This is a genomic window from Clostridium ljungdahlii DSM 13528 (genome assembly GCF_000143685.1).
Taxonomy (GTDB): Bacteria; Bacillota; Clostridia; order Clostridiales; family Clostridiaceae; genus Clostridium_B; species Clostridium_B ljungdahlii.
Genome location: NC_014328.1, coordinates 3,211,700 through 3,238,366, shown reverse-complemented (window position 1 = coordinate 3,238,366; position 26,667 = coordinate 3,211,700). Strand labels below are relative to the sequence as shown.

At 30.7% G+C, this 26,667-nt stretch carries 26 protein-coding genes and 1 riboswitch; of the genes, 20 read left to right on the top strand and 6 right to left on the bottom strand.

Going from position 1 to position 26,667, the window contains the following annotated elements; all coding sequences use genetic code 11:
* Positions 1–729: 729 nt before the first annotated feature.
* Positions 730–1,521, top strand: coding sequence for an AraC family transcriptional regulator (locus CLJU_RS21400; protein ID WP_013239571.1), 792 nt, complete (start codon positions 730–732; stop codon positions 1,519–1,521).
* A gap of 42 nt (positions 1,522–1,563) precedes the next feature.
* Here the strand turns inward: CLJU_RS21400 and CLJU_RS14460 are convergent, their stop codons facing one another.
* On the bottom strand, positions 1,564–1,986 hold the full coding sequence (locus tag CLJU_RS14460; RefSeq protein WP_013239570.1) for a DUF2000 domain-containing protein: 423 nt from the start codon (positions 1,984–1,986) through the stop codon (positions 1,564–1,566).
* A gap of 125 nt (positions 1,987–2,111) precedes the next feature.
* Between CLJU_RS14460 and CLJU_RS21395 the strand changes: the two genes are divergently transcribed.
* From CLJU_RS21395 to CLJU_RS14440, 4 genes are all read left to right on the top strand, one after another.
* Positions 2,112–3,440 carry a nucleotide disphospho-sugar-binding domain-containing protein gene (locus CLJU_RS21395; protein WP_013239569.1) on the top strand — a complete coding sequence of 443 codons (1,329 nt, stop codon included), beginning with the start codon at positions 2,112–2,114 and terminating at the stop codon, positions 3,438–3,440.
* Positions 3,441–3,483: 43 nt separating this feature from the next.
* Positions 3,484–3,903 (top strand): GNAT family N-acetyltransferase, encoded by a 420-nt coding sequence (locus CLJU_RS14450; RefSeq protein ID WP_013239568.1) that lies wholly within the window; start codon positions 3,484–3,486, stop codon positions 3,901–3,903.
* A gap of 25 nt (positions 3,904–3,928) precedes the next feature.
* Positions 3,929–4,729 (top strand): hypothetical protein, encoded by an 801-nt coding sequence (locus tag CLJU_RS14445; RefSeq protein ID WP_013239567.1) that lies wholly within the window; start codon positions 3,929–3,931, stop codon positions 4,727–4,729.
* A 210-nt stretch (positions 4,730–4,939) separates the two neighbouring features.
* The gene (locus CLJU_RS14440) at positions 4,940–5,467 is read left to right on the top strand and encodes a 2'-5' RNA ligase family protein (protein WP_013239566.1); all 528 of its coding nucleotides are present in this window, start codon (positions 4,940–4,942) and stop codon (positions 5,465–5,467) included.
* Positions 5,468–5,639: 172 nt separating this feature from the next.
* Here the strand turns inward: CLJU_RS14440 and CLJU_RS14435 are convergent, their stop codons facing one another.
* From CLJU_RS14435 to CLJU_RS14420, 4 genes are all read right to left on the bottom strand, one after another.
* Complete coding sequence (locus tag CLJU_RS14435; RefSeq protein ID WP_013239565.1) at positions 5,640–6,683, bottom strand: PocR ligand-binding domain-containing protein; 1,044 nt, start codon at positions 6,681–6,683, stop codon at positions 5,640–5,642.
* Between the two features lie 191 nt (positions 6,684–6,874).
* Positions 6,875–7,933: an HD-GYP domain-containing protein gene (locus CLJU_RS14430; RefSeq protein ID WP_013239564.1), complete on the bottom strand. Its 1,059-nt coding sequence runs from the start codon at positions 7,931–7,933 to the stop codon at positions 6,875–6,877.
* Positions 7,934–8,105: 172 nt separating this feature from the next.
* Positions 8,106–9,464, bottom strand: coding sequence for a PFL family protein (locus CLJU_RS14425; protein ID WP_013239563.1), 1,359 nt, complete (start codon positions 9,462–9,464; stop codon positions 8,106–8,108).
* Between the two features lie 18 nt (positions 9,465–9,482).
* Positions 9,483–9,752, bottom strand: coding sequence for an ACT domain-containing protein (locus tag CLJU_RS14420; protein WP_013239562.1), 270 nt, complete (start codon positions 9,750–9,752; stop codon positions 9,483–9,485).
* Between the two features lie 143 nt (positions 9,753–9,895).
* A riboswitch (glycine riboswitch) is annotated at positions 9,896–9,985 on the bottom strand.
* A 236-nt stretch (positions 9,986–10,221) separates the two neighbouring features.
* Between CLJU_RS14420 and CLJU_RS14415 the strand changes: the two genes are divergently transcribed.
* The 3 genes from CLJU_RS14415 to CLJU_RS14405 all read left to right on the top strand — a co-directional run bounded on the left by CLJU_RS14415 (position 10,222) and on the right by CLJU_RS14405 (position 14,046).
* On the top strand, positions 10,222–12,288 hold the full coding sequence (locus tag CLJU_RS14415; protein ID WP_013239561.1) for a methyl-accepting chemotaxis protein: 2,067 nt from the start codon (positions 10,222–10,224) through the stop codon (positions 12,286–12,288).
* Between the two features lie 50 nt (positions 12,289–12,338).
* Positions 12,339–13,082 (top strand): elongation factor P 5-aminopentanone reductase, encoded by a 744-nt coding sequence (gene ymfI, locus CLJU_RS14410; RefSeq protein WP_013239560.1) that lies wholly within the window; start codon positions 12,339–12,341, stop codon positions 13,080–13,082.
* A gap of 124 nt (positions 13,083–13,206) precedes the next feature.
* Positions 13,207–14,046 carry a response regulator transcription factor gene (locus tag CLJU_RS14405; protein WP_013239559.1) on the top strand — a complete coding sequence of 280 codons (840 nt, stop codon included), beginning with the start codon at positions 13,207–13,209 and terminating at the stop codon, positions 14,044–14,046.
* A gap of 308 nt (positions 14,047–14,354) precedes the next feature.
* Here CLJU_RS14405 and CLJU_RS14400 read toward each other — a convergent pair whose 3' ends face one another.
* Entirely contained in the window at positions 14,355–15,629 is a 1,275-nt protein-coding gene (locus CLJU_RS14400; protein ID WP_013239558.1) for an SH3 domain-containing protein, read from the bottom strand.
* A 294-nt stretch (positions 15,630–15,923) separates the two neighbouring features.
* On the opposite strand from CLJU_RS14400, the gene CLJU_RS22645 reads away from it, so the two are divergent.
* The 12 genes from CLJU_RS22645 (at position 15,924) to CLJU_RS14345 (ending at position 26,564) form a co-directional block, all read left to right on the top strand.
* Positions 15,924–16,082 carry a hypothetical protein gene (locus CLJU_RS22645; protein ID WP_013239557.1) on the top strand — a complete coding sequence of 53 codons (159 nt, stop codon included), beginning with the start codon at positions 15,924–15,926 and terminating at the stop codon, positions 16,080–16,082.
* 156 nt (positions 16,083–16,238) lie between these two features.
* Positions 16,239–17,273 carry a 3-deoxy-7-phosphoheptulonate synthase gene (aroF, locus tag CLJU_RS14395; RefSeq protein ID WP_023162006.1) on the top strand — a complete coding sequence of 345 codons (1,035 nt, stop codon included), beginning with the start codon at positions 16,239–16,241 and terminating at the stop codon, positions 17,271–17,273.
* 26 nt (positions 17,274–17,299) lie between these two features.
* On the top strand, positions 17,300–18,166 hold the full coding sequence (locus tag CLJU_RS14390) for a prephenate dehydrogenase (protein WP_013239555.1): 867 nt from the start codon (positions 17,300–17,302) through the stop codon (positions 18,164–18,166).
* Between the two features lie 14 nt (positions 18,167–18,180).
* Positions 18,181–19,272 (top strand): 3-dehydroquinate synthase, encoded by a 1,092-nt coding sequence (gene aroB, locus CLJU_RS14385; protein ID WP_013239554.1) that lies wholly within the window; start codon positions 18,181–18,183, stop codon positions 19,270–19,272.
* 18 nt (positions 19,273–19,290) lie between these two features.
* Positions 19,291–20,571: a 3-phosphoshikimate 1-carboxyvinyltransferase gene (gene aroA / locus CLJU_RS14380; RefSeq protein WP_013239553.1), complete on the top strand. Its 1,281-nt coding sequence runs from the start codon at positions 19,291–19,293 to the stop codon at positions 20,569–20,571.
* Entirely contained in the window at positions 20,549–21,631 is a 1,083-nt protein-coding gene (aroC, locus tag CLJU_RS14375; protein WP_013239552.1) for a chorismate synthase, read from the top strand. Before aroA ends, aroC begins: the two co-directional genes overlap by 23 nt.
* Before the next feature lie 21 nt (positions 21,632–21,652).
* Entirely contained in the window at positions 21,653–22,789 is a 1,137-nt protein-coding gene (pheA, locus tag CLJU_RS14370; RefSeq protein ID WP_013239551.1) for a prephenate dehydratase, read from the top strand.
* A gap of 27 nt (positions 22,790–22,816) precedes the next feature.
* Positions 22,817–23,632 (top strand): shikimate dehydrogenase, encoded by an 816-nt coding sequence (gene aroE / locus CLJU_RS14365; RefSeq protein WP_013239550.1) that lies wholly within the window; start codon positions 22,817–22,819, stop codon positions 23,630–23,632.
* A 14-nt stretch (positions 23,633–23,646) separates the two neighbouring features.
* Positions 23,647–24,156, top strand: a complete 510-nt coding sequence (locus tag CLJU_RS14360; RefSeq protein WP_013239549.1) for a shikimate kinase — start codon at positions 23,647–23,649, stop codon at positions 24,154–24,156.
* Positions 24,157–24,338: 182 nt separating this feature from the next.
* Positions 24,339–24,788, top strand: coding sequence for a hypothetical protein (locus CLJU_RS14355; RefSeq protein ID WP_013239548.1), 450 nt, complete (start codon positions 24,339–24,341; stop codon positions 24,786–24,788).
* 50 nt (positions 24,789–24,838) lie between these two features.
* Positions 24,839–25,501: a L,D-transpeptidase family protein gene (locus tag CLJU_RS14350; protein ID WP_013239547.1), complete on the top strand. Its 663-nt coding sequence runs from the start codon at positions 24,839–24,841 to the stop codon at positions 25,499–25,501.
* A gap of 304 nt (positions 25,502–25,805) precedes the next feature.
* Positions 25,806–26,564 (top strand): YncE family protein, encoded by a 759-nt coding sequence (locus CLJU_RS14345; protein WP_013239546.1) that lies wholly within the window; start codon positions 25,806–25,808, stop codon positions 26,562–26,564.
* Positions 26,565–26,667 lie beyond the last annotated feature (103 nt).

The following is a 26,667-nucleotide window of genomic DNA, read 5'->3' as shown; positions in this document are numbered from 1 at the left end:
ATTTTATCCCGCTTGCACTGAAAGCAGGTTTCATGAATGGAATTTTAGGAAGCATGAATATATTAACGTTTTCTTCTAAAATTAAACTACTCAATATATAAATTTTAATTCCACAATATTCATATTCATCATAAATTTCTTCTTTATTAAAATATTTTAAAACCTCAACACTGAGATTTGTGACTTTCGTCATCTCACTTGTTCAGCAGCTTATACAGTTAGAACGAGTTCTAATTAAAAAACAGCCTTGAATTTTTTTAGCATATTTAAGGGCTTTTTCTTGAATAGTTATCATATATTTATCACCTCCATAAATTTTGTAAATAAGTTTTATGTATATACAATTGAAATCTTAAAAAAAGTAACCTATACTATAAAATATACTAGTAGTTAATTAAAGGCAACTATTTATTAATATTCTTATAAATAATATATAACTCAGCTTTTGCAGTTTAAAAATAATGCGAATCAAAGCTTCGCAAGTTAAGAATTAATAATGAAAAATTAATGGTGAAGGATGATTTTTAGCTGTCGCAAAAAATCTTTAATTTATATAAATCAGCAATGCTTCGCTTTAGCGAAACAAGTGATGAAAAGCTTAATCAAAGATTTTTTATAGTGTAACGGAAAAAAATCCACATTAACTATTGATTTTTAATTCTTAACTATTAACTAAAGAAATTTTATATGTGCTAAAGTTGAGTATACAAAAAATAGTGTGGAGGAAAAATGCAGGGAATAAGATATTATTTCAGTGATTATAATGGAAATGTAGAAATAAAAAAATGTGAAAACTCAATACATTCATGTAAAGAACATTTCCATAATGAAATCTCTATTGGATTAGTTGAAAAGGGAAGTTGCAGTACAAAAATGCAAAGTGGAAAATATGAAATCTCGGAAAATACAATTTTGATAATACCACAAAATACAGTTCACAAATGTACTCCTTATAGCTATAAAAATTGGAATTTTAGAATGATTTATATAAATGAAGATTGGTTTAAAACTGTATTTAATAGAGATAACTTAGGTATAAAATTTTCATATATAAAATTAAATAAAATTGCATTTAAAAATGCTTACAAATTATTTGCAGACATTGAAAATAACATAATGAATATTGAAAATGAGACTAAACTTATAAATTATATTTCCTTTTTAGAATATGACAGGGACAAAAATTGGAATGAGCAAGCCGTTAAAGTTTCCAATCTAGCTGAATTAGAAAAAATTAAAAAATACATAGATAAAAATTATCTAAATAATTTAACGTTGAAAGATTTAGCTGAAATGTCACATATGAGTAAATACTGTGTAGTTAGACAATTTGAGAATTGTTATGGAATATCACCACACAAGTATATAACTAATCTAAGGATAAATTATGCCAAAAGGCTTATAAGAAAAAATAGAAGTTTTACGGATGCAGCGCTGGAATCTGGATTTTATGATCAAAGTCATTTTATAAAATATTTTAAAGATTATACAGGAGTTACACCAGGTATGTATAAACAATAACTGCAGCCTATAAATGGTGCAGTTATTGTTAATGAAATTTTTTTATTTTAATGTCGGCAAGCTTCCGGTTAAGCTTGTAATTGTTTTTTTACTACCATATAAACAAATTCCGAGATAGTTTAATTCTGATGAATCAGTGCAAGATAATCTTTGTATGTAATCATCGTATATTTTGCATTTTTGAGCTATGTCATTAAAGTCAATTATGGTTATTTCTTTGCTGTATTTTTCTTTTACTATAGTATATAAATCCCTTATTTTATTTTTGGTTGATGATAGTATTGGTATTGGTATTTTTACAATTCCCTTATGTGGAAAGTTGCCTATATCAGAAACATCTTCACCAACAATACTCCCTATAGATTTACCTAAGGTACAACCTAAGATAGCTGAGGTGTTGGCAATTAATCCTAAAGGCAGTTCTTTATCAATTATAATAACGCATTTTTTATCAGTACAGTTCATGTATAAATCCTCCTAAGTTTTTTTATAGTATAATATAATCATTTACTTATATATAGTAAAAAATTGCAGAGGTAAATTTAAAGTTTTATCAAGTGGAAGATTACATTGGAAGGAGCTATATAAGCATGAAAAAATATTTAACTATTGCTTTTTCAGTTATACTTTCAGATGCTGGAGAAGCAACGCGTGCTCTTGAGATAGCAGATGGAATTAGGAAATTTTGTCCTGAGAACTATGAAGTAGACATAGTTTTTTTATCTACAGGGAGTAGGTTTGAAGAAAAAGTAATTTCTAATGGATTTAAAATTTATAAGTGTAATCCTAAACTTCCTGGAATAGGATTTCATCAAGATTTTAAACCTACTAGTTTTAATTTAATCGGTGATAAAAAACTTGCTTTTGAATTGATTAAGGGAGAAATTGATGCACTTAATGAATTAAAGCCTGATGTAGTTATACATGGTTTTTACCCAATAGCAGGTATTGCACGTAGAATGCTTAATAAACCAGTGCTTGGTATTTGCTATCTTCCAATACCTTTACATGAAGACACTCTTAATAAATTGATGAAAGATATTCCGGACATGGTAAGGCCTCTAACATATCTACCATTAAAGCTTCGTAAAAAAATAATAAAATCTATACCAAAATCTTTAATGTTAAAAAATCCATCATTTGTACAAACTAATATTAGAGAAGCTTTTAGAAAATTTAATTACAAGGGACAATCCATAAATAATTTATTTGATATGCTGAGAGCTGACCTTACAATTGTAAATGACTTTGAGGAATTTTATAAAGGTATCACGCTACCAGATACTTTTAAAATTGTAGGACCATTGTATGCATCTTCTTTAAATGATAGAGTAGTAGATGAAAATATTTTTAAAATTTTTAACCATAATAATAAAAACTTAAAAATTTTTTGTACTCTTGGAAGTTCAGGAAAAAAGGAATATCTGTTTGAGGCTATAAAGGCGTTAACTCAAGGTATAGGCAAGAAATGGAGTGCAGTAATTTTAGCTCCTAAGGCAGTATGTCCAATTGATGAAGCAATTGCCTGTGCAAAAGATAGCTCAAATATTTATATAACAGATGCATTTGTACCAGCGCCACTAGTTAATTCACTTGCAGATGTGGTTATATCTCATGGTGGACAGGGTACAATACAGACTGCCATTGCAAGTGGAACACCTATTGTTGGATTTGCCATACAGCCAGAACAGCAGATAAATCTTGATAATGTAGCAACTAGAGGTGGAGCAATAAGAATTCCCATACACAAATGGAATGCAAATAACATACAATCTGCAGTAAAAACTGTAGCAGGAAATCCCTCTTATAAAGAAAGTATAAAAGAACTGAAAAAAGTTTTGGATAGGGTAGATGGTAAGAAGAATTCTGCTGTTGCAATATGGAAATATATATTAAAGAACATGTCTTATAGTGTTTAAAAAAGCGGTAAATTAAAATGAAGTTTTAGAAGGGAGATTTGTAATGGAAATAGTAAATGGTGAATACATATTTACAGATAATGTTGATAAAATTAAACTAGAAGAAGTTTGTAATTTACTAAGACAATCTCATTGGGCTAAAAACCGACCTGCTGAAGTTATTGCTAAGACAATTAAGCACTCCCTTTGTTTTGCAATTTATCATAATGATATACAAATTGGGTTTGCAAGAGTTGTAAGTGATTATGCTGTTTACAGCTTAATATTAGATGTAATTATTGATGAAAAGTATAGAAGAAGAGGATTGGGAAAAAAGCTAATTGAATTTATAAATAAATATCCGGCTATAAAAGATACAAGTAAATTTCTTTGGACAAAGTATGCTGAAAAAGTATATTTGAAATGCGGCTTTAAGGAAGAAGATTGTTATAAGTATATGTTTAACAGACCTTTAAGTTTATGAAATAATATAGAAAGTGGAGACAATTATGAGATTTTTAATACAAATGTTAATTAGGACCTGTATAGAAACAGTGTATTTGACAGGCATAATAATACTAGTTGGAATGCTACTTGGAATTATGAGAAACTACACTATAAAAAATTTTGCTAGAAGTTTTGGCATGAAATCCATAATGATAACGGGATTTATAGGGGTTCCAGTACATGAAATGAGTCATGCAATATTTGCAGCTATTTTTGGACATAAAATAACTGCTGTAAAGCTTCTGCAAAAGCCTGATGAAAATGGGGTAATGGGATATGTAGAGCACAGTTATAATCAAAATAGTATTTATCAGCAGGTAGGAAATTTTTTTATAGGAACTGCACCTATATTTGGAGGTATCTTGTCTGTAGTTGCGCTAATGCGTTTTATGATACCTAGAGCTTATGATGAATTTATAAGTATTTTAAAGGTAAATTCCCATGTAACTGTTATAAACAAAGCTGTAGCTGTACATATATTTAGTATGTATAAAGTTTTGATAAAAAATATATTTTCTACTGCTAACTTTCACAATATATACTTTTACATGTTTTTATTTATAGCAATCTGCATATGTTCTCATATATCATTGAGTTATGCGGATATTAGGGGGGCTTCAGGAGGATTAATTACTATATTTTTAGTATTGTTAATGTTTAATGTTGTTGGGTGGACAAAATATTTATCAATTGAAAACATAGTTAAATATAATGTTCTCATAACGGTTTTTTTGAGTTTAGCTGTATTGCTTTCTGCAATAACATTTTTAATAAGTTTAGTTTTAACTGTAATAAAGCATTGATAAACAGAGTTCTTGGCATCAGATGGAGTTTTTTGACTCCACCTGATGCTTAGAAATCGTTATCCAGGGACGTAGCTGCTCTTTACTACCACTTGGAGAAGTGGGAGTATTAGAGCAGGTAGTCATCGGACAAAAAAATAAAATTAGGTATTTCAATTTTAAATATGGTGAAAATATAATGTAATATTTGCATTGAAAGGAGGCATAAAATTGGAACGATATGTTCTTGTATGTACTATAGGTGGTAATGCACTAAAATTTCATGAAAAGTTGAGAAATGATGTATGCTATAAATTTAAAAAGAGGAAAGCTAAATTACCGGCTCATTTTACAATAAAGGCACCTTTTGAAACGGATAAAATTGAAGATATGTTGAAGGTTTTACAAGAGTTTCAAAAAAACAATCATAAGACCCAAATAAAAATCCAGGAATATGGTAAGTTTAGGAAAGATGTAATTTATATGAATGTGAAGGTGTCACCTGAGGCAAAGAAAACACATGATGAACTTATAGATGAACTTAGCAAAATCCCATGGATAAATTTTAAATCCAACGAGGGTAAAAATAAGGTATTTCATTGTACTATAGTGTCAAAGAGGATACAGGACAAATTTAAAGAAATATGGGATTATGTGAACAAATATCCCTGTGATTTTGACGAGTATTTTGATAATATATCCCTTTATATGTGGAATAAAAATACGTGGATATTATTAAAAAGATATGATTTAAAATAAAAAGACTCATTCACTTGCCATATAGCACTTGTCACTATCCACTAAGTAAATTGATTAATTTACAATTTTTTTATGTTAAGTAAAAATTTTATATATGAGAGAGTTAAGAATTAATAGTGAAAAGCGTAAGAAAATCATCCATAACTATTAATTCTTAACTACCAATTCATAACTATTTCTTATTTGCCATGTTACTTAATGTGTCTGCTACTACGGAAACTTCCTGGACATTAGCAGATACTTCTTCTATTGCAGATGTCTGTTGTTCTGTAGTTTCAAAAGTGGAACTGGAAGTTTCTAGTGCCTTATCTACAGATTCCTGTATTTTTTTAGTAAGATCTGTTATTTTAGAAGCAGTTTCTTTAGAATCCTGAGATAGTTTTCTTATTTCTGCAGCTACTACACTGAATCCTTTTCCAGCTTCTCCAGCTCTAGCTGCTTCTATAGAAGCATTTAAACCAAGCATTTTTGTTTGATCTGCAATACTTTTTATGGAATTTAATATAGAATTTATATCCATAGATATATTTTTAACTCTGCTTATTTCTTCATTTAAAAGATGTTGATTGTTGCTTACATTTACAGCTGAAGCAGCTAGCTCTTCCATAGTTGCTGAAATTTGGCCGAAATTTTCAGATAAATTTTTAGTAGATACACCAAGTAAAAGTGCCTCATAACCTATTTTGGAAAGTGCATTTGCCACGATAAATAAAACTTCAGCAGCTGCTCTTACGCTTTTTTCACTTACTGTATAGACTTTGTTCGATGCATCTACATATCTATCAGCGTTTATACCCATTTCTGCGGCATTTTTTCGAACGACTGATTCATCTACTTTAGAATAAGCAACTTGTCCACCAAGTATTGTTCCTATTGATTTGCCTTCTATTATTATAGGAGCAGCAAAATCAATCAAACCCGCATGGCAAGTATAAATATATGGTTTGCCAGTCCTTGTTGCTTCTTCACCTCCCCTGCGGTGTGACTCTGCACAGCGGGAAGTTCCTTTGGAAGTTGATTGGGTGAGATTTAAACAAAAGTCAGTGTAAGAGCTTGGTTTTGTTACAGGGTGTCCATTTTTGTCAACTGTAACACTTGCAATATTCATACTATCAGCAAAGTTATCCTGAAATTTTTGAAGTGTATTAATATCCAAAACATCCTGTATTTCTAATGAATCTAAGTCAATTTTATCATTATCGGTAAATTTTATCATAAATAATAGCCTCCTATGTTATATAATGTAATAATAGTTTGTTAAAAAGTAATTAAACCATAGTCTATAATACTATATCGTATATAAAAAGCAAGGATTTAGTGATTATTATATGGAACTGACGCTAATTATTAGTAAATGTATACAACTGTAAAACAAAATGTTATAAAAAGTGAACAAAAAGCTGGTTATTAAATAACCAGCTTTTTAACATATAAATCTTTTTCTTTTTTTAAATCAAGGAATCCATTGTCATCAAGTAAAAGAGGATTTCTCAAATCATTCATGTCAACTTGGATGACTTTACAACATTGCTCATTATTTAAAAGTACATTTTCACCCATATAGTAGTTTACTATGTGATTTAAAAACATAGTACAATATTGGCAATCGAGTTTCCCAAGGCTTTGCTGTTGAATAATTTCTAAAGCTTCAAAAGGACCGCTTAGTTCTTTACAATATCTATTGGAGCTTAAATCATCAAACAAATCTGCAATAGCTATTACTCTAGCAAATTTATGAATTTTATCTTCTTTAATACCTAATGGATACCCAGACCCATCCATTCTCTCATGATGCATTAATACACCATAACTTACGGAAGAATCTAAATAGGGGATCTCTTTTACAAAATTATAACCTATGGCAGGATGAGTTTTAAAAATTTTATATTCTTCTGGGGTGAGATTTCCCTCTTTATTTATAACATCCTTACTTATCTTGATTTTTCCAAAATCATGTAGTACTGCTGAGTAAGTTAATAAATTTATATCCCTTTTGCTAAACCCCAACCATTTTCCAAGTATAAAACTTACAGCTGCTACGTTTACGCTGTGTCTGTAAATGGTATCATTGCCACTTCCGTGGAATACTATATTTTTAATAACTAGGCCTGTAGAGTTAAACTCTTCTTGTATTTTTTCTGAAAAAGTTCGTACTTCCTTTATTTCAGGAGCTTTTAAATTAGATATGGTATCAAATATATTTTCCAAGTTGTAAGAAAATTCATTAAAAGTATTCTCAAGTTCTTGTACCGTTTCTATTTTAGCAGTTAAAGGATCCTCGGAAGTATCTTCTACGTAAATTTCTACTTCGTCCACAATAATATTTTGTTTTAGCTTTTCTATAGCCGATTCCGTAATGGCAATATCTTTAGCTAACAGCATTTTATTTTCAAAGGTTATATCACTTGCTGATATCATTCCTGGTTCTAATTCGCTTATTCGAACTAATTTCTTTTTTGACAACATACTATCTCACCTCATATAAATCATTAGAATAGCAATATATAGTAACTATGTATATGTTATCGTAGTATTATTGTATTTCTAAACATGTTTACAATAAAATTAAATTTTATTTATACCTATATTTAAATTTGCATTCAACATTAAAAATATATGGGGCTTTTAAGTGGAAAATCTAATTCTTAAAGCTGTGAATTGGAGCAGGAATTCTTCCACCTCTAGCTATGAAACTTTCACTTGAAAATTTACTTACAGGCATTATAGGTGCTTTTCCGAGAAGTCCTCCAAAATTTGCTTCATCTCCGACATTTTTCCCGTAAACAGGGATTACCCTCACGGCAGTTGTTTTATTATTAATCATTCCAATAGCAGATTCATCTGCTATTATGGCAGATATAGTGGATTCAGGAGTATCACCAGGTATACCTATCATGTCAAGACCTACAGAACATACACAAGTCATTGCTTCCAATTTTTCAAGATTAAGAGACCCTGAATTTACTGCACTTATCATACCCTCATCCTCACTTACAGGTATAAACGCACCACTTAATCCACCAACTTGAGATGCTGCCATTATGCCTCCTTTTTTGACTGCATCATTTAATAATGCTAGAGCAGCAGTAGTACCTGGGCACCCACAACTTTCAAGGCCCATCTCTTCCAGAACTCTTGCAACACTGTCTCCTACAGCAGGTGTAGGTGCAAGTGATAAATCTACTATACCAAAAGGAACACTTAATCTTTTTGAAGCTTCTCCAGCAACTAATTGACCCATTCTTGTTATTTTAAAAGCTGTCTTTTTTATTGTTTCTGCAACTACATTGAAATTTTGCCCCTTAACTTCTTCTAGAGCACATTTTACAACGCCAGGACCACTAACACCTACGTTTATTATGGAATCAGCTTCTCCAACTCCATGAAATGCTCCTGCCATGAAAGGATTATCTTCTACTGCGTTTGAAAATATTACTAACTTTGCACAACCTATACTCTCATTTTCTCTAGTGAGATAGGCAGTTTCCTTTACTATTCTTCCCATATCTTTTACTGCATCCATGTTTATTCCTGCTTTTGTAGTTCCTACATTTACAGAGGAGCAGACTTTTTCAGTAACAGCTAGAGATTCTGGAATGGACTCTATAAGTATTTTGTCACCTTTAGTATAACCTTTATGTACAAGTGCTGAAAAACCCCCAATAAAGTCAATACCTAAAGTTTGGGTAGCTTTATCTAAAATTTTGGCATATTCTACATAACTTTTATCAGAGCTTGCCTGGGCTATCAGTGAAATAGGTGTAACGGATACTCTTTTATGTATTATGGGTATACCATATTCCGTTTCAATCTCATTGGCAGTTTTTACTAGGTTTTCAGCTTGTTTAGTTATTTTATCGTAAATTTTAGTTCTTGCTTTTTTTCCATCACTATCTATACAATCTAAAAGAGAGACACCCATAGTTATGGTTCTTATGTCTAGGTTTTCTTTGTCAATCATGTTTATGGTTTCCATAATGTCTTTAGTATTTATCATTTAACTCAACTCCTTAGTTTAAATTTGGTGCATAGAAGTGAATATGTCTTCTCGTTGAAGCTTAATGACAACTCCTATTTCTTTAGCTTTGTTTTCAAGGTGATTTTTTAGTTCTATAAAATCTGTTTTCATTTTTGATAAATCAACTAGCATTACCATTGTAAAATAGCCTTCTATGAGAGTTTGGTTTATGTCCAAAATATTTATGTTATTTTCAAATAGTACAGAAGTTACCTTGTAAATAATACCAGTTTTGTCTTCTCCAAGTACAGTTATAAATGACTTCATTTTATAATCCATCTCCTTTAAATAGTTTGTATTGATTAATTCTATTATTAGCAATTATAAAAAAAAAGACCAAATTAAATTAGTCTCTGGAAAATAAGATTTTAAACAATAACTATTAATTAAGTCAATAATTATCATTTTGTATAAAATCCTCTGTCCCTTGTACCTGAGAGTTTCACCCAACTTTGGCTTTCCCCTTCGGTGCTCATAAGAGTCTCTCCAGAGGTTCGTCTAATAACGGTTTAAAAATTTAATCCCATTATTTTCATCCGACCCTTTTAAATTATCACAATTATATCATATTAAAAAAGCCAATTCAAATATATTATTGTAAATTTCATTGGAATATCCATGTTGGTTATCATAGGTTAAATTTACGTTAAAAAAAGTTCTATTTAACAACAGCTTAAAAATACCACATTAAAATAAAAGATATGATTAATGTAAATTTATATACTGGAGGAATTTTATGTTAAAAAAATTATTTTTAAGTGCCTCAAAGTTATTTTTTGGTAAGAAGAAAAAGTTTAATCTATCTTTTTTAAACAGTGTGGGAGTGAAAATAGTTTGTGAGATTGGAATACTTATAATATTCATATGCAGTATATTAGGAATAACATCTTATTACAGTGCTTATAGAGCTATGGAAGATAGTATAAAATTTTCGCTTGAAAGTAGAGCAATAGAGTCTTCTAAACTCATAGATGCAACTTTAAAACAGGATGTTAAAGCAATTGAAGAGTTAGCATCAAATGATATTATAAAATCCATGAATACTTCAATACAGACACCTCTTCTTAAGATGAGAGCAAAACAATTAGGATATGTGAACTTAAATGTGATGGATTCAAGTGGTATGATTTATATGCAAACTGGTGAAAAGACTAAAGCTAATTTAGAGGACACCAAGAATTACTACCTTAAAAATGCGTTAAGTGGGAAAATGTCTATTTCAGATCCAGTGATGAATACGGATGGGCAGCAGATAATGGCGGTGGCAGTTCCAATAAAAGATTCTTATGAAAAAGTTGTAGGAGTATTATTTTCAAATGTAAGTATGGAAAGTTTAAATAAATTAGTTCAAAATGAAAAACTGGGTAAAAGCGGATACTGTTTTATAATAAATAAGGAAGGGGTTAAGGTAGCACATAAGGATTTGAAACTGGTGCTAAATAAAGATAATACTATAGAAGATGAAAAAAAAGATCATTCTTTAAGTGAACTGTCAATTTTAGAAAAAAATATGATAATGGGTAAAAGTGGCTCGGGATACTATAAAAAAGATAATGAAGATATGTTTATGGCCTATGCACCAATAGCTGACTTAAATTGGTCGCTGGGGCTTACTATAGATAAGAGTGAAATATTTAGTGAAGTAAATATGTTAAAATACAAAATAATTATGATAACTGTTCTATTTATTTTGATAGGATTCTTTATAGGGTTATTTATAGCTGGAACTATAAAAAAACCACTTCATAAAATAAGAAAGTATGCCCTGGAATTATCAAAGTTTAATTTAAACTACAGAATACAAATTGACAAAAGAGATGAATTTGGAGATACGGCTTCAGCATTAAATTATGCAATGAATGAAATAAAGTATATTATAGAACAAGTAAAACTAAAAAGCGGAGAAGCTTTGGAAGCTGCGGATAATGTAAATAAAATGTTTGAAAAATCGCATTCGGAAATAAAGTTGGTTTCAGATGAATCTTCACAAATATGTTCTAATATGCAGGAGAACTTATCTTCTATAGAAGAAGTGAACCAAAAGATATCAAATATAAAGCATGAAATAAAAAACTCAGCAAAAGAGGCAAATCAAGGCTTGGCTCTTGCAAAAAACATAAGGGAAAGGGCTTTAAATATTAAAAAAGATACGGAAAGCTCAAAGCATGACTTTGAAAATTATTATACACAGTATAGTAATGAATTAAGACATGCACTGGAAAATGTGAAAGTAGTAAAAAATATTTCTATAATGGCTGAAGAAATAAAAACTATATCAGATAGAACAAATATATTAGCATTAAATGCCAATATAGAAGCCGCAAGGGCTGGCGAATATGGCAGGGGATTTATGGTGGTGGCAGAAGAGGTAAGAAAATTAGCTATGCAATCTTCTGATATGGTAAGTAATATACAATTAAATGTAAAAAGTGCTTTAAAATCGGTAGAAAAACTCTCCAAATCAGCTGAAAGTGTATTGAAAATTTTAGAGAAAAATATTTTGTCGGATTACAGAAAAATGGTGGACATAAGCAAAGATTATGAAGAGGATGGAATGAGATTTGAATCTGTATTAAAAAAGGTTTGTGGGCTTATGGAAAATATAGATGAGTCTTTTTTAGTAATAACTAAAATAATGTGTATTATAGTGGAGTCATCAAATGATGGAACTAAAGCATCCGTAGATATATCAGATAATATAGATGAAATAGCAAATGAAAATAGGGACATATCTTTGTATACTATGAGAAATGCAAGTGGGTCTGAGGAGCTTCTTCACATTTTAAGTAAATTTAATGTATAATATTAATTGAAAAGTAAATTTTATGTTAATGTAGGAAGGATAAAATCATTATGGAAAATTTAGGCGGAAAAGTAGCAATAGTAACAGGAGCTTCTAGAGGAATAGGAAGAAGTATTGCTATAAATTTAGCAAAATGTGGTGCAAATGTAGTAATAAATTATAAAAAAGATGAGAAAGAAGCCTATAAAACCTTGGATATGATAAAACAAGCCGGTTCGGTAGGAATGGTAGTACAGGGGGATGTTAGTTTATATAGTAATGCTGAAAGAATAGTGCAATATGCATTAAGTAAAATGGGGAAAATAGATATACTTGTTAATAATGCAGGAATTTCTAAAATAGGACTTTTTGTAGATATGAAAGAAGATGAGTGGAATTCTATTATAGATGTGAATTTAAAGGGTGTACTTAACTGTTCTCACTCTGTATTAAAACATATGATTTCTAAAAAATCAGGATCTATAATAAATATTTCTTCTATGTGGGGAAATGTAGGTGCTGCCTGTGAATCCATTTATTCTGCATCTAAAGGAGCTATAAATCTTTTTACAAAATCTATTGCAAAGGAAATGGCACCTTCGAATATAAGGGTAAATGCAGTTGCACCAGGGGTAATTGATACGGAAATGAACTCCTGGTTAAAAGAGGATGAGAAGAAAAGTTTAATCGAAGATATACCTATGGGTAAATTTGGACAATGTAAAGATATAGCAAAAACTGTATGCTTTTTGGCAGGTGATTCATCTGCCTACATAACAGGACAGATAATAACGGTAGATGGTGGAATGATATGAGAAATGAACCTTTAGTGTAATATACATATAAAATAATAGTAGTAGTGGACGATAAATAGAATATGGAAAAATTAATTTTAATAAAAGGGATGGTTAAAATATTGATGTTATAGGATGAATAATTATGAACAAAGTTATAATATTAGATGATATGATATATGTAAGATATAGGGTGAGACGCGTATTAGAAGATGCTGGAATTGGGGTATATGAATGTGGAAATTCCTTTGAGTTCTTTAATAGGTTATATGATAAAAAAGAAGAAATAAATTTGATAATACTTGAGGTGGGATTAAGCACTGAAGATGGATTTGAAGTACTTAAAAAGATAAAGGCTAAAAAATTAAACATTCCTGTAATGATACTTACAAAATTAAATTCTAGAGAAGCATTTATAAAAGGCATAAAAGCAGGTACTTCAGAGTATATATTAAAACCTTTCAATAGTAAAAATTTAGTTAAAAGAATAATGAAACTCATAAAATCTAGTAGAAATTCAGATAGACCAGAAGAAATAGTATACTTGAATTTTCAGGAGTATATTGCCAGACAAATCATGAAATGTGGGTCACAAAATAAAAAGCTTTCAATTATTATGGTAAGCTTAGTAAAAAAATACTATACAGAACAAGAAGAGAAAATAGAAGTAAAAGACAGTTATCTTATTTTACTTGATTTGGTTTATGAAAAGTTGAGAAGTCTTTTTAAGGTACCAGATTTATTTGAGAAATACGGATTATCTACGTTTATAAGTGTAGTTCCAGACTGTAATTACAGAAAAGTTGTTTCAGTTGTTCATCAGATGGAATGTGTTTATAATAAAATAAAAATTATGAATGAAAAGTATAGTGAGTATGATCTTAAATGCAGCTATGTTATTTTTCCTGATGATGGAACAGATAAAAATTATTTAATGAATAAATTAAATATTAAAATGAAAATGAAAATAAATAAAGAAAAGTAATGTTTTTCTGGCAATAAAAAAATAATATTGTGTAGATAGTTCTACACAATATTATTTTTTTATTTTATCCGATCGCTACCATTGCTAACACCCCCATCGCACTCTGTGAAAGCGACTATCACCAAATCAAAGATTTGGGATATCTGCTTTTCTTCAAAGTGGGGGATAAGCACTGCTACGCGCCTGGATAAGTTCTTCCCCTAAAGGATAACGTATTCTAAAGTGCTAAAGACACTAAGAATACTGTTAATAAGGTTCAGATGCAGAAAAGGTATTCCTTATAAGAAAACTCCACCTGAACCTAAGAATCACTTGATGTAATCTGAATGAACATATCCTGTTAAGGAACCAACAGTTACTTTATACCAACGCCCATCTGTGCCTGTTATGGTTACTTTGGTTCCAGAAGATAGAGTGGATACAATACGACCAGTCCAAGGGTTACTTCGTAAGTTTAATACTGAAGACTTATTACTTAATGTTACAGTACCAGTTTTCAAAGTTGTAGACTGAACGCTTGCAGCAGTTGCTACTATGGACTGTGAATTACTTATATAGCTAGAAGAAACATATCCTGACTTTCCGTTTGCAGTTACTTTATACCAACTTCCACTAGTTCCTAATATATTTACAGCAGTACCATTAGCAAGCGATCCTATTACAGAACCTCCTGGAGATGTTCTTAAGTTTAAAGATGATGAACTGTCACTAAGCTTAACATAACCTGATTTCGCAGAAGCTGGAGATAAATATTGTGCTTCCGAATTAGAAGAAGGCTGACTACTAGGACTAGCTTGTGAGCTTGCACTTATAAAAGAAGAGCTCACATATCCGTAAGAAGAATTATATTTAATTTTATACCAACTTCCAACTGATCCTACTATAGCAACGGATTGTCCTTTCTTTAATCCTCCTATAACGCCAAAGGACGTAGCTGCCCCATTCCTTACATTCAATGTGGAACTGCTATTTGAAATGTTAACAATTCCTGTTTTGGAAATATTAGTAACAGGGGCTGAATTTGAACTACTGTTATTGCTAGGCGAAGGATTGCTAGCTGGAATAGACTTTCTGCCATCGCCTACATATATGTATCCTTTAAGGTACAAATTTCCTCTATTTTTTATAGCCTCTTTTGAAAGCGTTTTTTCACTTCCGTCATAATTTCCTCTTATATTGAAGTTTCCTTCGTTAAAATATACAGTATCTCCACTTACTTCTTCCACAAAGCCAACGTGTCCATATCCATGTGGACCGCCACCCCATACAACTATGGAATTTGCTTTAGGTTCTGAGCCATAAGGGTATACGTTTGAACTGGCATTTGCATACCACCAGTCTACTGCATTACCGTAAAATTGTGATGGCAGTGCAATTCCTAATTTTTCAAGTACTCTTCCATAAGTAAACCAGGTACATTGCCCGGTGTATCCTGATTTTGCAAATATATTTCCAACAGCAGTATAAGCACTACTGCTCATATTTGGTACATCAGCAGCATATACAGTACTTACCAAGCCCTTACTATTCATAAGAGATGCTGACATAAAAAAAGCAAAGATCAGTTTTTTAGACGTGTTCATGCTCTTTCCTCCTGAAATTATAGTATATTTAAAAATAACATTTTAAATTCACATAAATTTTATATAATATAATTATTTTTAATAATATTAAAAAAATGTTTAATTTAATTATACTATGGTTTAAAATAATTTTCCATTAGTTTTAGCAAAGTTTTCATATTTTATACGATAAAAATAAATAAAATTGGAAACTTACTGTTGACATAAGGAATAAACATGCTATAATTGAGAACAAATAGATTAAGAATTAATTTATAAAATTAGTGGCATTATTTGCAATGGAGGGGAAATTTAATGAAAAACATCATTAGAAAGGAAATAGAAGCAATAAGTGAAAAATATTATTTTAACTTTACTTTTAGCTGGGGCTATTTTTATTTTAGCGCTAGTTACTTTTGCTTCTCAAAAAAATTGAATCCTTTTCTAATGAGTAATATAATTGTAGATACATGATTGAATAATTTTACGTACACAAAATGTATTTGATTAATTTAGGCAGAGCTCATTAGGAGCCCTGCCTTTTTTATATTATTAATTAAAATTTCAAGGTAAATAACTTCTAGAGCTAGCATAGAAGTTAAGATATAAAATTTTAGGAGGTACTAGAAATTGATAGTTATTATGAGACCACAAACCACACAGGAAGAGATAAACATGCTTAAACAAAAAATTGAAAGTGAGAATGACGTAACAGTGAATGTAATAAATGGAAAAGAATGTTCTATATTAGGACTTGTTGGAGATACTACAAAAGTGGATGCAGATAAAATAAGAGCTAATGAATTTGTGGAAAATGTTGAGAAGGTACAGCAGCCTTACAAATTGTCCAATAGGTTATTTCATCCGGATGACACTGTAATAAAAGTAAAAAATGCTTCTATAGGTGGGGATGAGCTGGCTGTTATAGCAGGACCGTGTTCTGTTGAAAGTGAAGAGCAAATTGTAAAAATTGCACAAGATGTAAAAAAAAGTGGTGCTAAATTTTTAAGAGGTGGGGCATTTAAGCCAAGAACATCGCCTTACAGCTTTCAAGGTCTCAGAACTAGAGGATTAGACCTTTTAAAAATAGCAAGGCAGGAAACAGGGCTTCCTATAGTAACTGAAATTATGTCTGCGGATATGATAGACAAATTTGTAGAGGATGTGGATGTAATACAGGTAGGAGCAAGAAATATGCAAAACTTCGAGCTTTTAAAACAGCTAGGTAAAACAAATAAGCCAATTCTTTTAAAAAGAGGACTTTCTGCTACTATTCAGGAGCTTTTGATGTCCGCAGAATATATAATGTCTGAAGGAAATGAAAATGTAATACTTTGTGAGAGAGGAATAAGGACTTTTGAAACTTATACAAGAAATACTTTAGACTTAAGTGCTATTCCTGCCATAAAAAGATTAAGTCATCTTCCAGTAATAGTGGATCCAAGTCATGCTGCAGGACTTTGGTGGATGGTAGAGCCATTAGCTAAGGCAGCAGTGGCAGTAGGGGCTGACGGACTTATGATAGAAGTACACAATGATCCTGCTAATGCAAAATGTGATGGACAGCAATCCATAAAACCAAAAGTATTCGAACAGCTTATGAACGATATAAGCAAAATTCCAGGAAAAACAATTCATAAAGCATATGATACTGTAAATGTGTAAAAATTCTAGGACAGGGGGAATATGGATTGGATGATTCTGATTTTAAACTTAAGGTAGCAATTGTGGGAATGGGGCTTATTGGCGGTTCTTATGCCATGGCCCTAAGGCCACTAAACACTGAACAGGTTATTGGAATAGACAATGATAAAAATACACTTGAAAGTGCTTTAAATATGGAGATTATAGATAGAGGCTACGAGAGAGGAGGAAGTTTCTTAAAGGAAATTGATCTTATAATAATTGCTCTTTATCCTAAGGATACAGTTAAATTTGTAAAGGACAATTTTAAATATTTAAAAAGTGGGGCTATTATAACGGATACATCAGGTATAAAACAGTGTGTGGTGAGTGAAATAAATTCATTCTTGCCAGAGCGCTTGGAGTTTGTACCAGGACATCCTATGGCAGGAAATGAATTTAAAGGTATTGCAGGAGCTTCTAAAGATATTTTTAAAGATGCAAATTATATAATAACACCTACAGCTAAAAATACTTCTAGAGGTATTAATTTAATAGGTAAAATGGCTAGAAAAATAGGATGCAGCAATGTAACTTGTATAAGTCCCGAAAGGCACGATAGAGTAATTACTTTTACAAGTCAACTTCCTCATGTTATAGCTGTATCTCTTATGAATTCACAGGATCAGAATGAAGAAAACATAAAGTCGTTTACAGGTGGAAGCTTTAGAGATGCAACTAGAGTAGCCCAAATTAACACTTCACTATGGACTGAACTATTTACTATGAATTCGGATATATTAGTGGAAGAAATAGAAAAGTTTGAAGAAAGTATTAATTTATTAAAAAAAGCTATAATATCTAAAGATGTAGATTCCATAAAAAATATTTTTGAAAAAGCATCCTCAAGTAGAAAAGAATTAGTTAAAGGATAAGGATAGTGATTTTGATGAATACAATTTCTATAAATATAAATCTTAAAAAGAAACAATATAAAATTTATATGGAAAGAGGAATTTTAACTTCCATAGGAAAAAAATTACGGCAAGTTTATGAGGGGAGAACTTTAGTTGTAATTACGGATAAAAATGTTGAACGATTATATATGAAAGAATTGAAGCAATCTTTTTTGGATAATGGATTTAAAGTAAATGTCATATCTATAGAACCGGGAGAAAAAAGCAAAAGTTTGGATATGCTAAAGAAAATATATGAAAATTTGTGTGAATTGAAGATAAAGAGAAAGGATGTAATAGTTTCTCTTGGAGGAGGGGTAGTTGGAGATTTATCAGGCTTTGCAGCAGCTACTTATTTGAGAGGGATAAGTTATGTTCAAATACCAACATCACTTTTGGCACAAGTAGACAGCAGTATAGGTGGGAAGGTAGCTGTGGACCTTCCTTGGGGAAAAAATCTAGTGGGGAATTTTTATCACCCGGATGCTGTATTTATAGATCCAGAGGTGCTTAAAACTTTAAGTGATAGATTTTTTAGTGATGGAATGGCTGAAGTTATAAAGTATGGTTTTATAAAAGATAAAACTATTTTAGAAGATCTAAATTCCTATAAAAGCAAAGAAGAGGCTTTGAACAATATAGAAAATATAATATATAAATGCTGCAGCATAAAAAAGCAATTGGTAGAAGAAGACGAAAAAGATTTAGGGAATAGGATGCTACTGAATTTTGGACACACGTTGGGGCATGCCGTTGAAAGATATTATAATTACAGTAAATATAGTCATGGAGAAGCAGTTTCCATTGGTATGGCATATATAACAGGAAGAACGGAAGAGCTTTCTATTACTAAAGAGGGTACTTATTCTTATATGGTAAATATTTTAAAAAAGTATGGGCTTCCGGTTTATATACAGGGTGTGGATAAAAATGTTTTAGTAGACACCATAGCACTAGATAAAAAATCTTCAGATAAAAATGAAATTAATTTAATAATGGTTGAAGAAGCAGGAAAGAGCAAAATAAGAAATACTAAATTGTCTGAAGCAGCTAATTTTTTATTTCCTGAAAATCTAATCAAATAAATGGAAAAGGAGCAGTTTATGAAATATGTATCTATAAAGCCTACTAAACTTAAAGGGCAAATACAAGTTCCTCCTTCTAAAAGTGTATGTCATAGGGCACTCATATGTTCTGCCTTAGCCCAAGGGGAAAGCAATATAAAAAATGTAGATTTTTCAGAAGATATAGAAGCTACTTGTAGTGCTTTGGAAGCTTTGGGAGTAGATATTAAAAGAGATAAACATACTTTAAATGTAACAGGAAATTCTGTTATTAGAATGAAAAATTCAAATATACACTGCTTTAAATCTGGTTCTACTATTAGATTTTTAATACCTATAGCTGCTACTTTAGGAGAAAAAGTAACTTTTACGGGAGAAGATAAATTAATAGAAAGACCTTTAGATGTTTACTATGATATATTTGATAAGCAAAAAATTTTTTATAGAAATTTCCAAGGTAAATTACCTTTAACTATAAATGGAAAGTTAAAGCCTGGGGAATATAGAGTAAAGGGAAATATAAGTTCTCAATTTATAAGCGGTCTTTTGTTTGCGCTGCCTCTTTTAGATGGGGATTCAAAAATAGTAGTTACCACAGAACTTGAATCTAAATCTTATGTAGATATTACACTGGATATGCTGGAAAGGTTTGGAGTCTATGTGGATAAAAAAGACTATAGGGAATTTCTAATTAATGGAAAGCAGACTTATAAAAAAAATAACTGTAGTATAGAAGGAGACTTTTCTCAGGCAGCTTTTTGGATGACTGCAGGAGCGCTTGGAGATGGAATTATATGCTCTAGTCTCAATATGAATTCTCTACAGGGAGATAAGGCTGTAATACGGATATTAAAAGATATGGGAGTTGAAATTGAAGAAAAAGGTGATACTTTAAAAGTTAATCCTTCTGAAACTCATGGAACGTACATAGATGCATCCCAGTGTCCTGACTTAGTACCAGTACTTGCGGCACTGGCATCTGTAAGCAGTGGTACCACCGAAATTACAAATGCAGCTAGACTTAGAATTAAAGAATCAGATAGACTCAAGGCTATATCTACAGAATTAAATAAAATTGGAGCAGATGTAAAAGAAAGAGAAGATGGACTTATTATAAATGGTAAGGAAAGGCTCAAGGGAGGAAAAGTTACAAGTTGGAGAGATCACAGAATAGCAATGGCACTGGCTGTTGTATCTTCAAAATGTGTAAATCCTATGATAATGAAAGAAGCTGAATATGTTAAAAAATCATATCCTGGTTTTTGGCAAGATTTTAGACGATTGGGAGGTAATATAGATGAGTGGAATGTGGGGGAATAAAATAAAGTTATCAATTTTTGGAGAATCTCACGGAAAAGCCATAGGCATTGTAATAGATGGACTAAAAGCTGGAACTGAAATTGATTTAGAATACATAAGAAAGCAGATGAAAAGGAGAGCACCAGGCTTTAGTAAACTTTCCACTCCTAGAAAAGAGCAGGATGAATTTGAAATTTTAAGCGGATATTTTAATGGAAGAGCAACGGGAACTCCTCTTTGTGCAGTTATACAAAACAGCAATACTCATTCTAAAGACTATGAAAAAACAGCTTCGCTTTTAAGACCCGGCCATGCTGATTTTACGGGAAAAATAAAGTATAGAGGATTTAATGATTATAGGGGCGGTGGACACTTTTCAGGTAGACTTACGGCACCTATAGTTTTTGCAGGGGCTTTATGCAGAAAAATATTAGAAGAAAAAGGCATATTTATAGGTAGTCATATAAAGAGTATAGGTACAATTGAAGACCCAAAATCCTTTAAATTCACTTCTATAGAAAAAAGTAGTTTAGAAAAACTTTCTGAAAGTAAATTTCCAGTTTTAGATGAAAACTGTGGCGAAAAAATGCAGCAGTATATTTTAAAGCTAAAAGAAGAAGGAGACTCTTTAGGAGGAATTGTAGAAACTGGAGTTATAAATTTGCCACCAGGTATAGGAGATCCTTTCTTTGAGTCCGTAGAAAGTACTATCTCGGGGCTTTTATTTTCTATACCCGCAGTAAAAGGGGTAGAATTTGGAGAAGGTTTTGATATATCAAAAATGAAGGGCTCTGAAGCAAATGATGAATATTTTATATCAGACAATAATGTTATAAAAACTTACACTAATAATAATGGAGGAATTTTAGGAGGAATTACAGATGGAATGCCTCTTATATTTAGAACTTGTATAAAACCTACTCCATCTATATCAAAAGCTCAAAAAACTGTAGATATTGAAAAAAGGAAAGATGCACTTTTAGAGATAAAAGGAAGACATGATCCCTGCATTGTACCTAGGGCGGTACCAGTAATAGAAGCAGCTGCAGCACTTTCACTACTCAATTTAATGGAAGATTAAATTACTTATGGAGGTGATATTTTGGAAGATTTGGAGTATTTAAGAGATGAGATAAATAAAATAGATAAAGAAATGATTGAACTTTTTGAAAAGAGGGCAAAAGTATCTCGCAAAGTAGCAGAATATAAAATGGAAAATTCTATGGATATACTTGATAAATCAAGAGAAGAAGAGGTAATAAAGGTTAACTTAAAAAATCTTAAAGATAAGTCTATAAAAGATGAAACTAAAATCTTTTTGAAGAATGTTATGGAAATAAGCAGGAACATACAAAAAAGAGAATTCAAACAATCTTCTAAAAGTAGTGAAATTAAGCCTAAAGGGCAAAATAGTGATTTATTTAAAATTGGATTTCAAGGAGTACCAGCATCTTTCAGTCATGAAGCACTGTTAGAGTATTTTGGAAATGAATCAGAAGCATTAAACTTTGAAAGCTTTAAAGATGTATTTGAAGCTCTAAAAAATGGGGCTATAAAGTATGGCGTTCTTCCTATTGAAAATTCCTCTACAGGTGGCATCCCACAGGTTTATGATCTTATAGGAGAATATGACTTTTACATAGTTGGAGAAAAATGTATTGAAGTAAATCACAATTTATTAGGAGTAAAGGGAGCGTCTATTTCCGATATAAAAGAAGTTTATTCTCATAGTCAAGCATTTATGCAAAGTAGTAAATTTCTGGAGAAACACAAGAATTGGAAGCTAAATCCCTATTTTAATACAGCTAGAAGTGCCAAATATATAAGTGAGCAAAATGTTAAGAGTAAAGCTGCTATAGCAAGTAAAAATGCAGCAAAACTTTATGGACTTGATATAATAGAAAAAAATATAAATTATAACAGCAATAATTACACTAGATTTATAATAATAGGAAAAAATATAGAAAGTGATAAACAACGTGACAAGATAAGTATATTGATTACTCTGCCGCATGAACCAGGAACTCTTTATAATGTTTTGAAGTATTTCCATGAAAATAACTTGAATATGACTAAAATAGAGTCAAGGCCTATAATAAATAAATCCTGGCAGTACTTCTTTTACATTGATTTTAATGGAAATATTATGGATAAAGATACTAGGTATGCTTTAAATGGTATAGAAGAAGAAAGCGCATATTTTAAACTTTTGGGGAATTACAAAGGAGATTGTTTTTAGATAGTAAATAAAAAGGAGGCGATTCATATGAGCAACTTGCAGGGACTTATAGGGGAAAAGTTATCACACAGTTATTCAGCTGTAATACACAAATTGGTTTTAGAGAAATTAGGTATAAATGGAGAATATAATTTATTCGAAATAGAACCTCAGAACTTAGGTAAAAGTATGGAGGCTTTTAAAGTTTTAGGATGCAAGGGAATAAATGTAACTATACCTTATAAAATTGCCGTTATGAACTATATGGATGATATATCAGAAGAAGCAAAGAATATAGGTGCTATAAATACTATAGAATTTAAGAAAAATAGTTTAAAAGGATATAATACAGATTACTATGGTTTTGGTCTTACTTTAAAAAAGAATCACATAGATGTATTAAATAAAAATGCAGTGATACTTGGTACAGGGGGAGCATCTAAAGCTGTTGTCAGATACATCTTAGATGAAGGTGCCTCAAATATTACTTATGTAAGCAGGCATCCTGAAAAAATTAAGCAAAGTGATTTTGAAATTATTTCTTATGAAAAACTCAGAGAAATAAAGAGTGGAGATATAATAGTGAACTGTACTCCCTGTGGTATGTACCCTAATTTAAATAATTGTCCTATAAATAGAAACATATTGTCCAAATTTAATACAGCTGTAGATTTAATATATAATCCTGAGTATACACTTTTTTTAAAGATGGGTAAAGAAATGGGACTTAAAATTGCAAATGGACTATATATGCTTGTAGCACAGGCTGTAGCAGCAGAAGAAATTTGGCACAAAAAGAATATATCGATAGAAACTATAAATGAAATATATGATGAATTAATTAAAATAGAGTACAACAAATAGGGAGGGATATAATTATGGAGACAGAGACTAAAAACATAGTTCTTATAGGTATGCCTGGATCAGGGAAAACTACTTTAGGTAATCTTTTAGCCTCTAGATTAAATAGAAAATGTATAGATTTAGATGATTATATAGAATCTGAAAATGGATGCAGTATTCCAGATATCTTTAAAAATGGTGAAGAATGTTTTAGAAAATTAGAATCAAAGGCAGTAGAGGAAGTAAGTGTAGAAAAAAATATTATAATAGCTACAGGAGGTGGGGTAATAAAAAGGAAATGCAATATAGAAAATTTGAAAAAGAACGGAATTGTAGTTTTTATAGATAGACCTTTGGAAAATATAATTTCTGATGTTGACATATCAGGGAGGCCTCTTTTAAAAAAAGGAATTAATGAAATAGAAAAAATTTATAATGAAAGATATGATATCTATAAAGAATATTGTGATTTTTCAGTTAATAATATACTGAATCTTGAAGCAATGGTGGAGGATATAGTTAAATCTTGTAATGGATACATTTAATGAATACTAAAATAAATATTTAGTGTTTATCTATATATGATTTTGTAGTAAAAAGCTGAAGGCAAAGAGATTTTGTCGTCAGCTTTTTAGCATATTCTCTGCCTTGCCAGTAATATTATAATATGTACGGTGTATTATATACTTAATAGTATTTTTCTATTTTAAGGTAGGAGAGGATAGCTGTGGAAAAACTAAAATCAAAGTTGAAATCTATTTTGCTTGAAATTTCTATCATAATTATAATATTTTTAATTGTTTGTGTAGCAGCATTTGTAGATATAAGGTCTGGCAGGGAGTATTCCGCCAGTAATAGTACAACTAAAGAAATGTATTTAAGCATTCAGCAAAGCCAAAATGAAATTCAAAATTTAAAAAATAACCTCCAAAAAGAGCAAAATAGTTTAGAAAAATTGAAGAGTCAGGTAGATTCTACAAAGTCTCAAGGAGAAACCAGTAAGTGGAATAATGCAGTTATAGCATATAATACCCAACTTGAACAATATAATACAGACGTGAAAAATTATAATGATAAGTTTAAAGTATATAATCAAAGAGTGGAGCAGTATAAAAAAGTGGACAAGAAAAATAAAAATATAATAGAATGGATTAAGAGTATAATTGGCATAGATTGATAAATTAATGTAAAATATAATAAAAATACTACAAAAGGTAAGTGATGATTATGAAAAAGAAGCACGTAATTTTCCCATTAGTATTTCTGATTTTTGGCATAGCTATAATAGCGACTATTTCTGGGTTATCTATAAAAAGATATATTAGGGAAAATGAATTTAAAAATATTTCAGCTAAAAATAATGTAACTGAAAAAGACGTACAGGCGGAGAAAGGAAAGTTGTTTTTTGAAGCTCCAAAGCAAAAACCGGAAAAGACTTCAATAAAAATTTATAAGGGAAAAAGAGCAATGGAACTTTATGGAGATAATGAATTGATTGGAAGGTTTAAAGTTGGACTTGGAAGAGTTCCCTCAGGTAAAAAAGAAAAGGAAGGAGATTTAAAAACTCCAGAAGGAACCTATTACATATGTTATATAAATCCTAAAAGTAAATATGATTATTTTTTTGGAATAAGTTACCCAAATATAGATGATGCTAAAGAAGCTTTAGATAAGAAAGTCATAGGTAAAATCAATTATGACAGAATAGAATGGGCTATAAATAATAAAGAACAGCCGCCTTGGCATACTTCACTTGGAGGGGAAATAGGAATACATGGTGGTGGTTCTAAATACGACTGGACTTATGGATGTATTGCCCTATCTAATAAAGATATGGATATATTAAAAGAATATGTTGGACTTAAAACTACAGTAGAAATATATCAATGAATCTTACTTAGTGGGAAAAGCAGATATCCCAAATCTTTGATTTGGTGATAGTCGCTTTCGCTGTGTGCAAGCAGATATCCCAAATCTTTGATTTGGTGATAGTCGTTTTTTCCACTAAGTTTAGATGAATTATCTAGGGGCGTAGCTACTGTTAGCTACCACTTTGATAGGAGTGGGAGTGTTACAGTAGGTAGCCATCAGATAAATGAATATATTAAAAATTGAAAAAATGTTATAAATAAGAATATATATGGTAAAAAAGGTGCAAAATAAAATAGAGAAAACATATAATGAGGTGGTGCCTATGACTCATCAGAAATGGTTTAAAGTTTTTTTTATTTTGTTTTTAGTAGTACTTTTTTTAAGCAGTGGATTTATAATAATGCAGTATAAGTCAAGTTCTATGGCTAAAGATCTGGAGGAATATAGATCCTATTATTTTGTAATCACAGGCGATAAAACCATATGTAAGATTGACACAGTTACAAATCAAATTATAAGTAAAATTAATGTAGATGGTAAACCAGAGGACATTCAAATTTCACCAGATGGTAAAATTCTAGTAGTAGTTGCTTCAAATTCCAAAGATGAGGATGGAACAGGGTTCTTGTTATTTTATCAGATTAAGGACGATAAGCTTTTAAAAAAATTAGAGGTAGGTAAGCATCCTTCAAAAATTTCATTTACTCCAGATAAGAAATATGCACTTGTAGCAAACAAAGAGAGCAATGATATATCTTTAATAGATTTTCAGAATTATACCATACTTCAATCTATAGCAGTAGGGAGGAAACCTAAGAACTTTTGTATATCTTATGATGGAAGATACTGTTATGTGGCAAATACAGGAGAGGATACTTTAAGTGTAGTGGATATGAGAAGTTTTAAAAGTATAAAAAAAATAAGAGTAGGTAGATATCCTACTGATGTTACTATAGATAAAGCTAATGGAAATGTTATGGTAACTTTGAGCAGGGAAAAGGCTGTGGCTCTTGTTAATCCCAATACAGAAAATATTGAAAAAGTAGATTTGGATGATAAACCTACAAAAATATATAATTAAATTTGCACTTAAAAATTTTAGGCATATAAAAAATAACTAGTTTATTTTTTATATGCCTTATTTGCGTTAATTATTAAATGAAGTGGGAGTTTACGCTAGGTAG

Bases quoted from the DNA above. Each gene is read 5' to 3' on its own strand.
- CLJU_RS14425 (WP_013239563.1), bottom strand. From the start codon at position 9,464: ATGATAAATACTAAAGACATTATGGAAACCATAAACATGATTGACAAA.
- CLJU_RS14445 (WP_013239567.1), top strand. From the start codon at position 3,929: ATGAGATTTTTAATACAAATGTTAATTAGGACCTGTATAGAAACAGTG.
- aroA (WP_013239553.1), top strand. From the start codon at position 19,291: ATGAAATATGTATCTATAAAGCCTACTAAACTTAAAGGGCAAATACAA.
- aroC (WP_013239552.1), top strand. From the start codon at position 20,549: ATGAGTGGAATGTGGGGGAATAAAATAAAGTTATCAATTTTTGGAGAA.
- CLJU_RS14460 (WP_013239570.1), bottom strand. From the start codon at position 1,986: ATGAACTGTACTGATAAAAAATGCGTTATTATAATTGATAAAGAACTG.
- CLJU_RS22645 (WP_013239557.1), top strand. From the start codon at position 15,924: ATGAAAAACATCATTAGAAAGGAAATAGAAGCAATAAGTGAAAAATAT.
- CLJU_RS14450 (WP_013239568.1), top strand. From the start codon at position 3,484: ATGGAAATAGTAAATGGTGAATACATATTTACAGATAATGTTGATAAA.
- CLJU_RS14350 (WP_013239547.1), top strand. From the start codon at position 24,839: ATGAAAAAGAAGCACGTAATTTTCCCATTAGTATTTCTGATTTTTGGC.
- CLJU_RS14435 (WP_013239565.1), bottom strand. From the start codon at position 6,683: ATGATAAAATTTACCGATAATGATAAAATTGACTTAGATTCATTAGAA.
- CLJU_RS14400 (WP_013239558.1), bottom strand. From the start codon at position 15,629: ATGAACACGTCTAAAAAACTGATCTTTGCTTTTTTTATGTCAGCATCT.
- CLJU_RS21400 (WP_013239571.1), top strand. From the start codon at position 730: ATGCAGGGAATAAGATATTATTTCAGTGATTATAATGGAAATGTAGAA.
- CLJU_RS14430 (WP_013239564.1), bottom strand. From the start codon at position 7,933: ATGTTGTCAAAAAAGAAATTAGTTCGAATAAGCGAATTAGAACCAGGA.
- CLJU_RS21395 (WP_013239569.1), top strand. From the start codon at position 2,112: ATGAAAAAATATTTAACTATTGCTTTTTCAGTTATACTTTCAGATGCT.
- aroB (WP_013239554.1), top strand. From the start codon at position 18,181: ATGAATACAATTTCTATAAATATAAATCTTAAAAAGAAACAATATAAA.
- aroE (WP_013239550.1), top strand. From the start codon at position 22,817: ATGAGCAACTTGCAGGGACTTATAGGGGAAAAGTTATCACACAGTTAT.
- CLJU_RS14405 (WP_013239559.1), top strand. From the start codon at position 13,207: ATGAACAAAGTTATAATATTAGATGATATGATATATGTAAGATATAGG.
- CLJU_RS14360 (WP_013239549.1), top strand. From the start codon at position 23,647: ATGGAGACAGAGACTAAAAACATAGTTCTTATAGGTATGCCTGGATCA.
- CLJU_RS14415 (WP_013239561.1), top strand. From the start codon at position 10,222: ATGTTAAAAAAATTATTTTTAAGTGCCTCAAAGTTATTTTTTGGTAAG.
- CLJU_RS14420 (WP_013239562.1), bottom strand. From the start codon at position 9,752: ATGAAGTCATTTATAACTGTACTTGGAGAAGACAAAACTGGTATTATT.
- CLJU_RS14345 (WP_013239546.1), top strand. From the start codon at position 25,806: ATGACTCATCAGAAATGGTTTAAAGTTTTTTTTATTTTGTTTTTAGTA.
- ymfI (WP_013239560.1), top strand. From the start codon at position 12,339: ATGGAAAATTTAGGCGGAAAAGTAGCAATAGTAACAGGAGCTTCTAGA.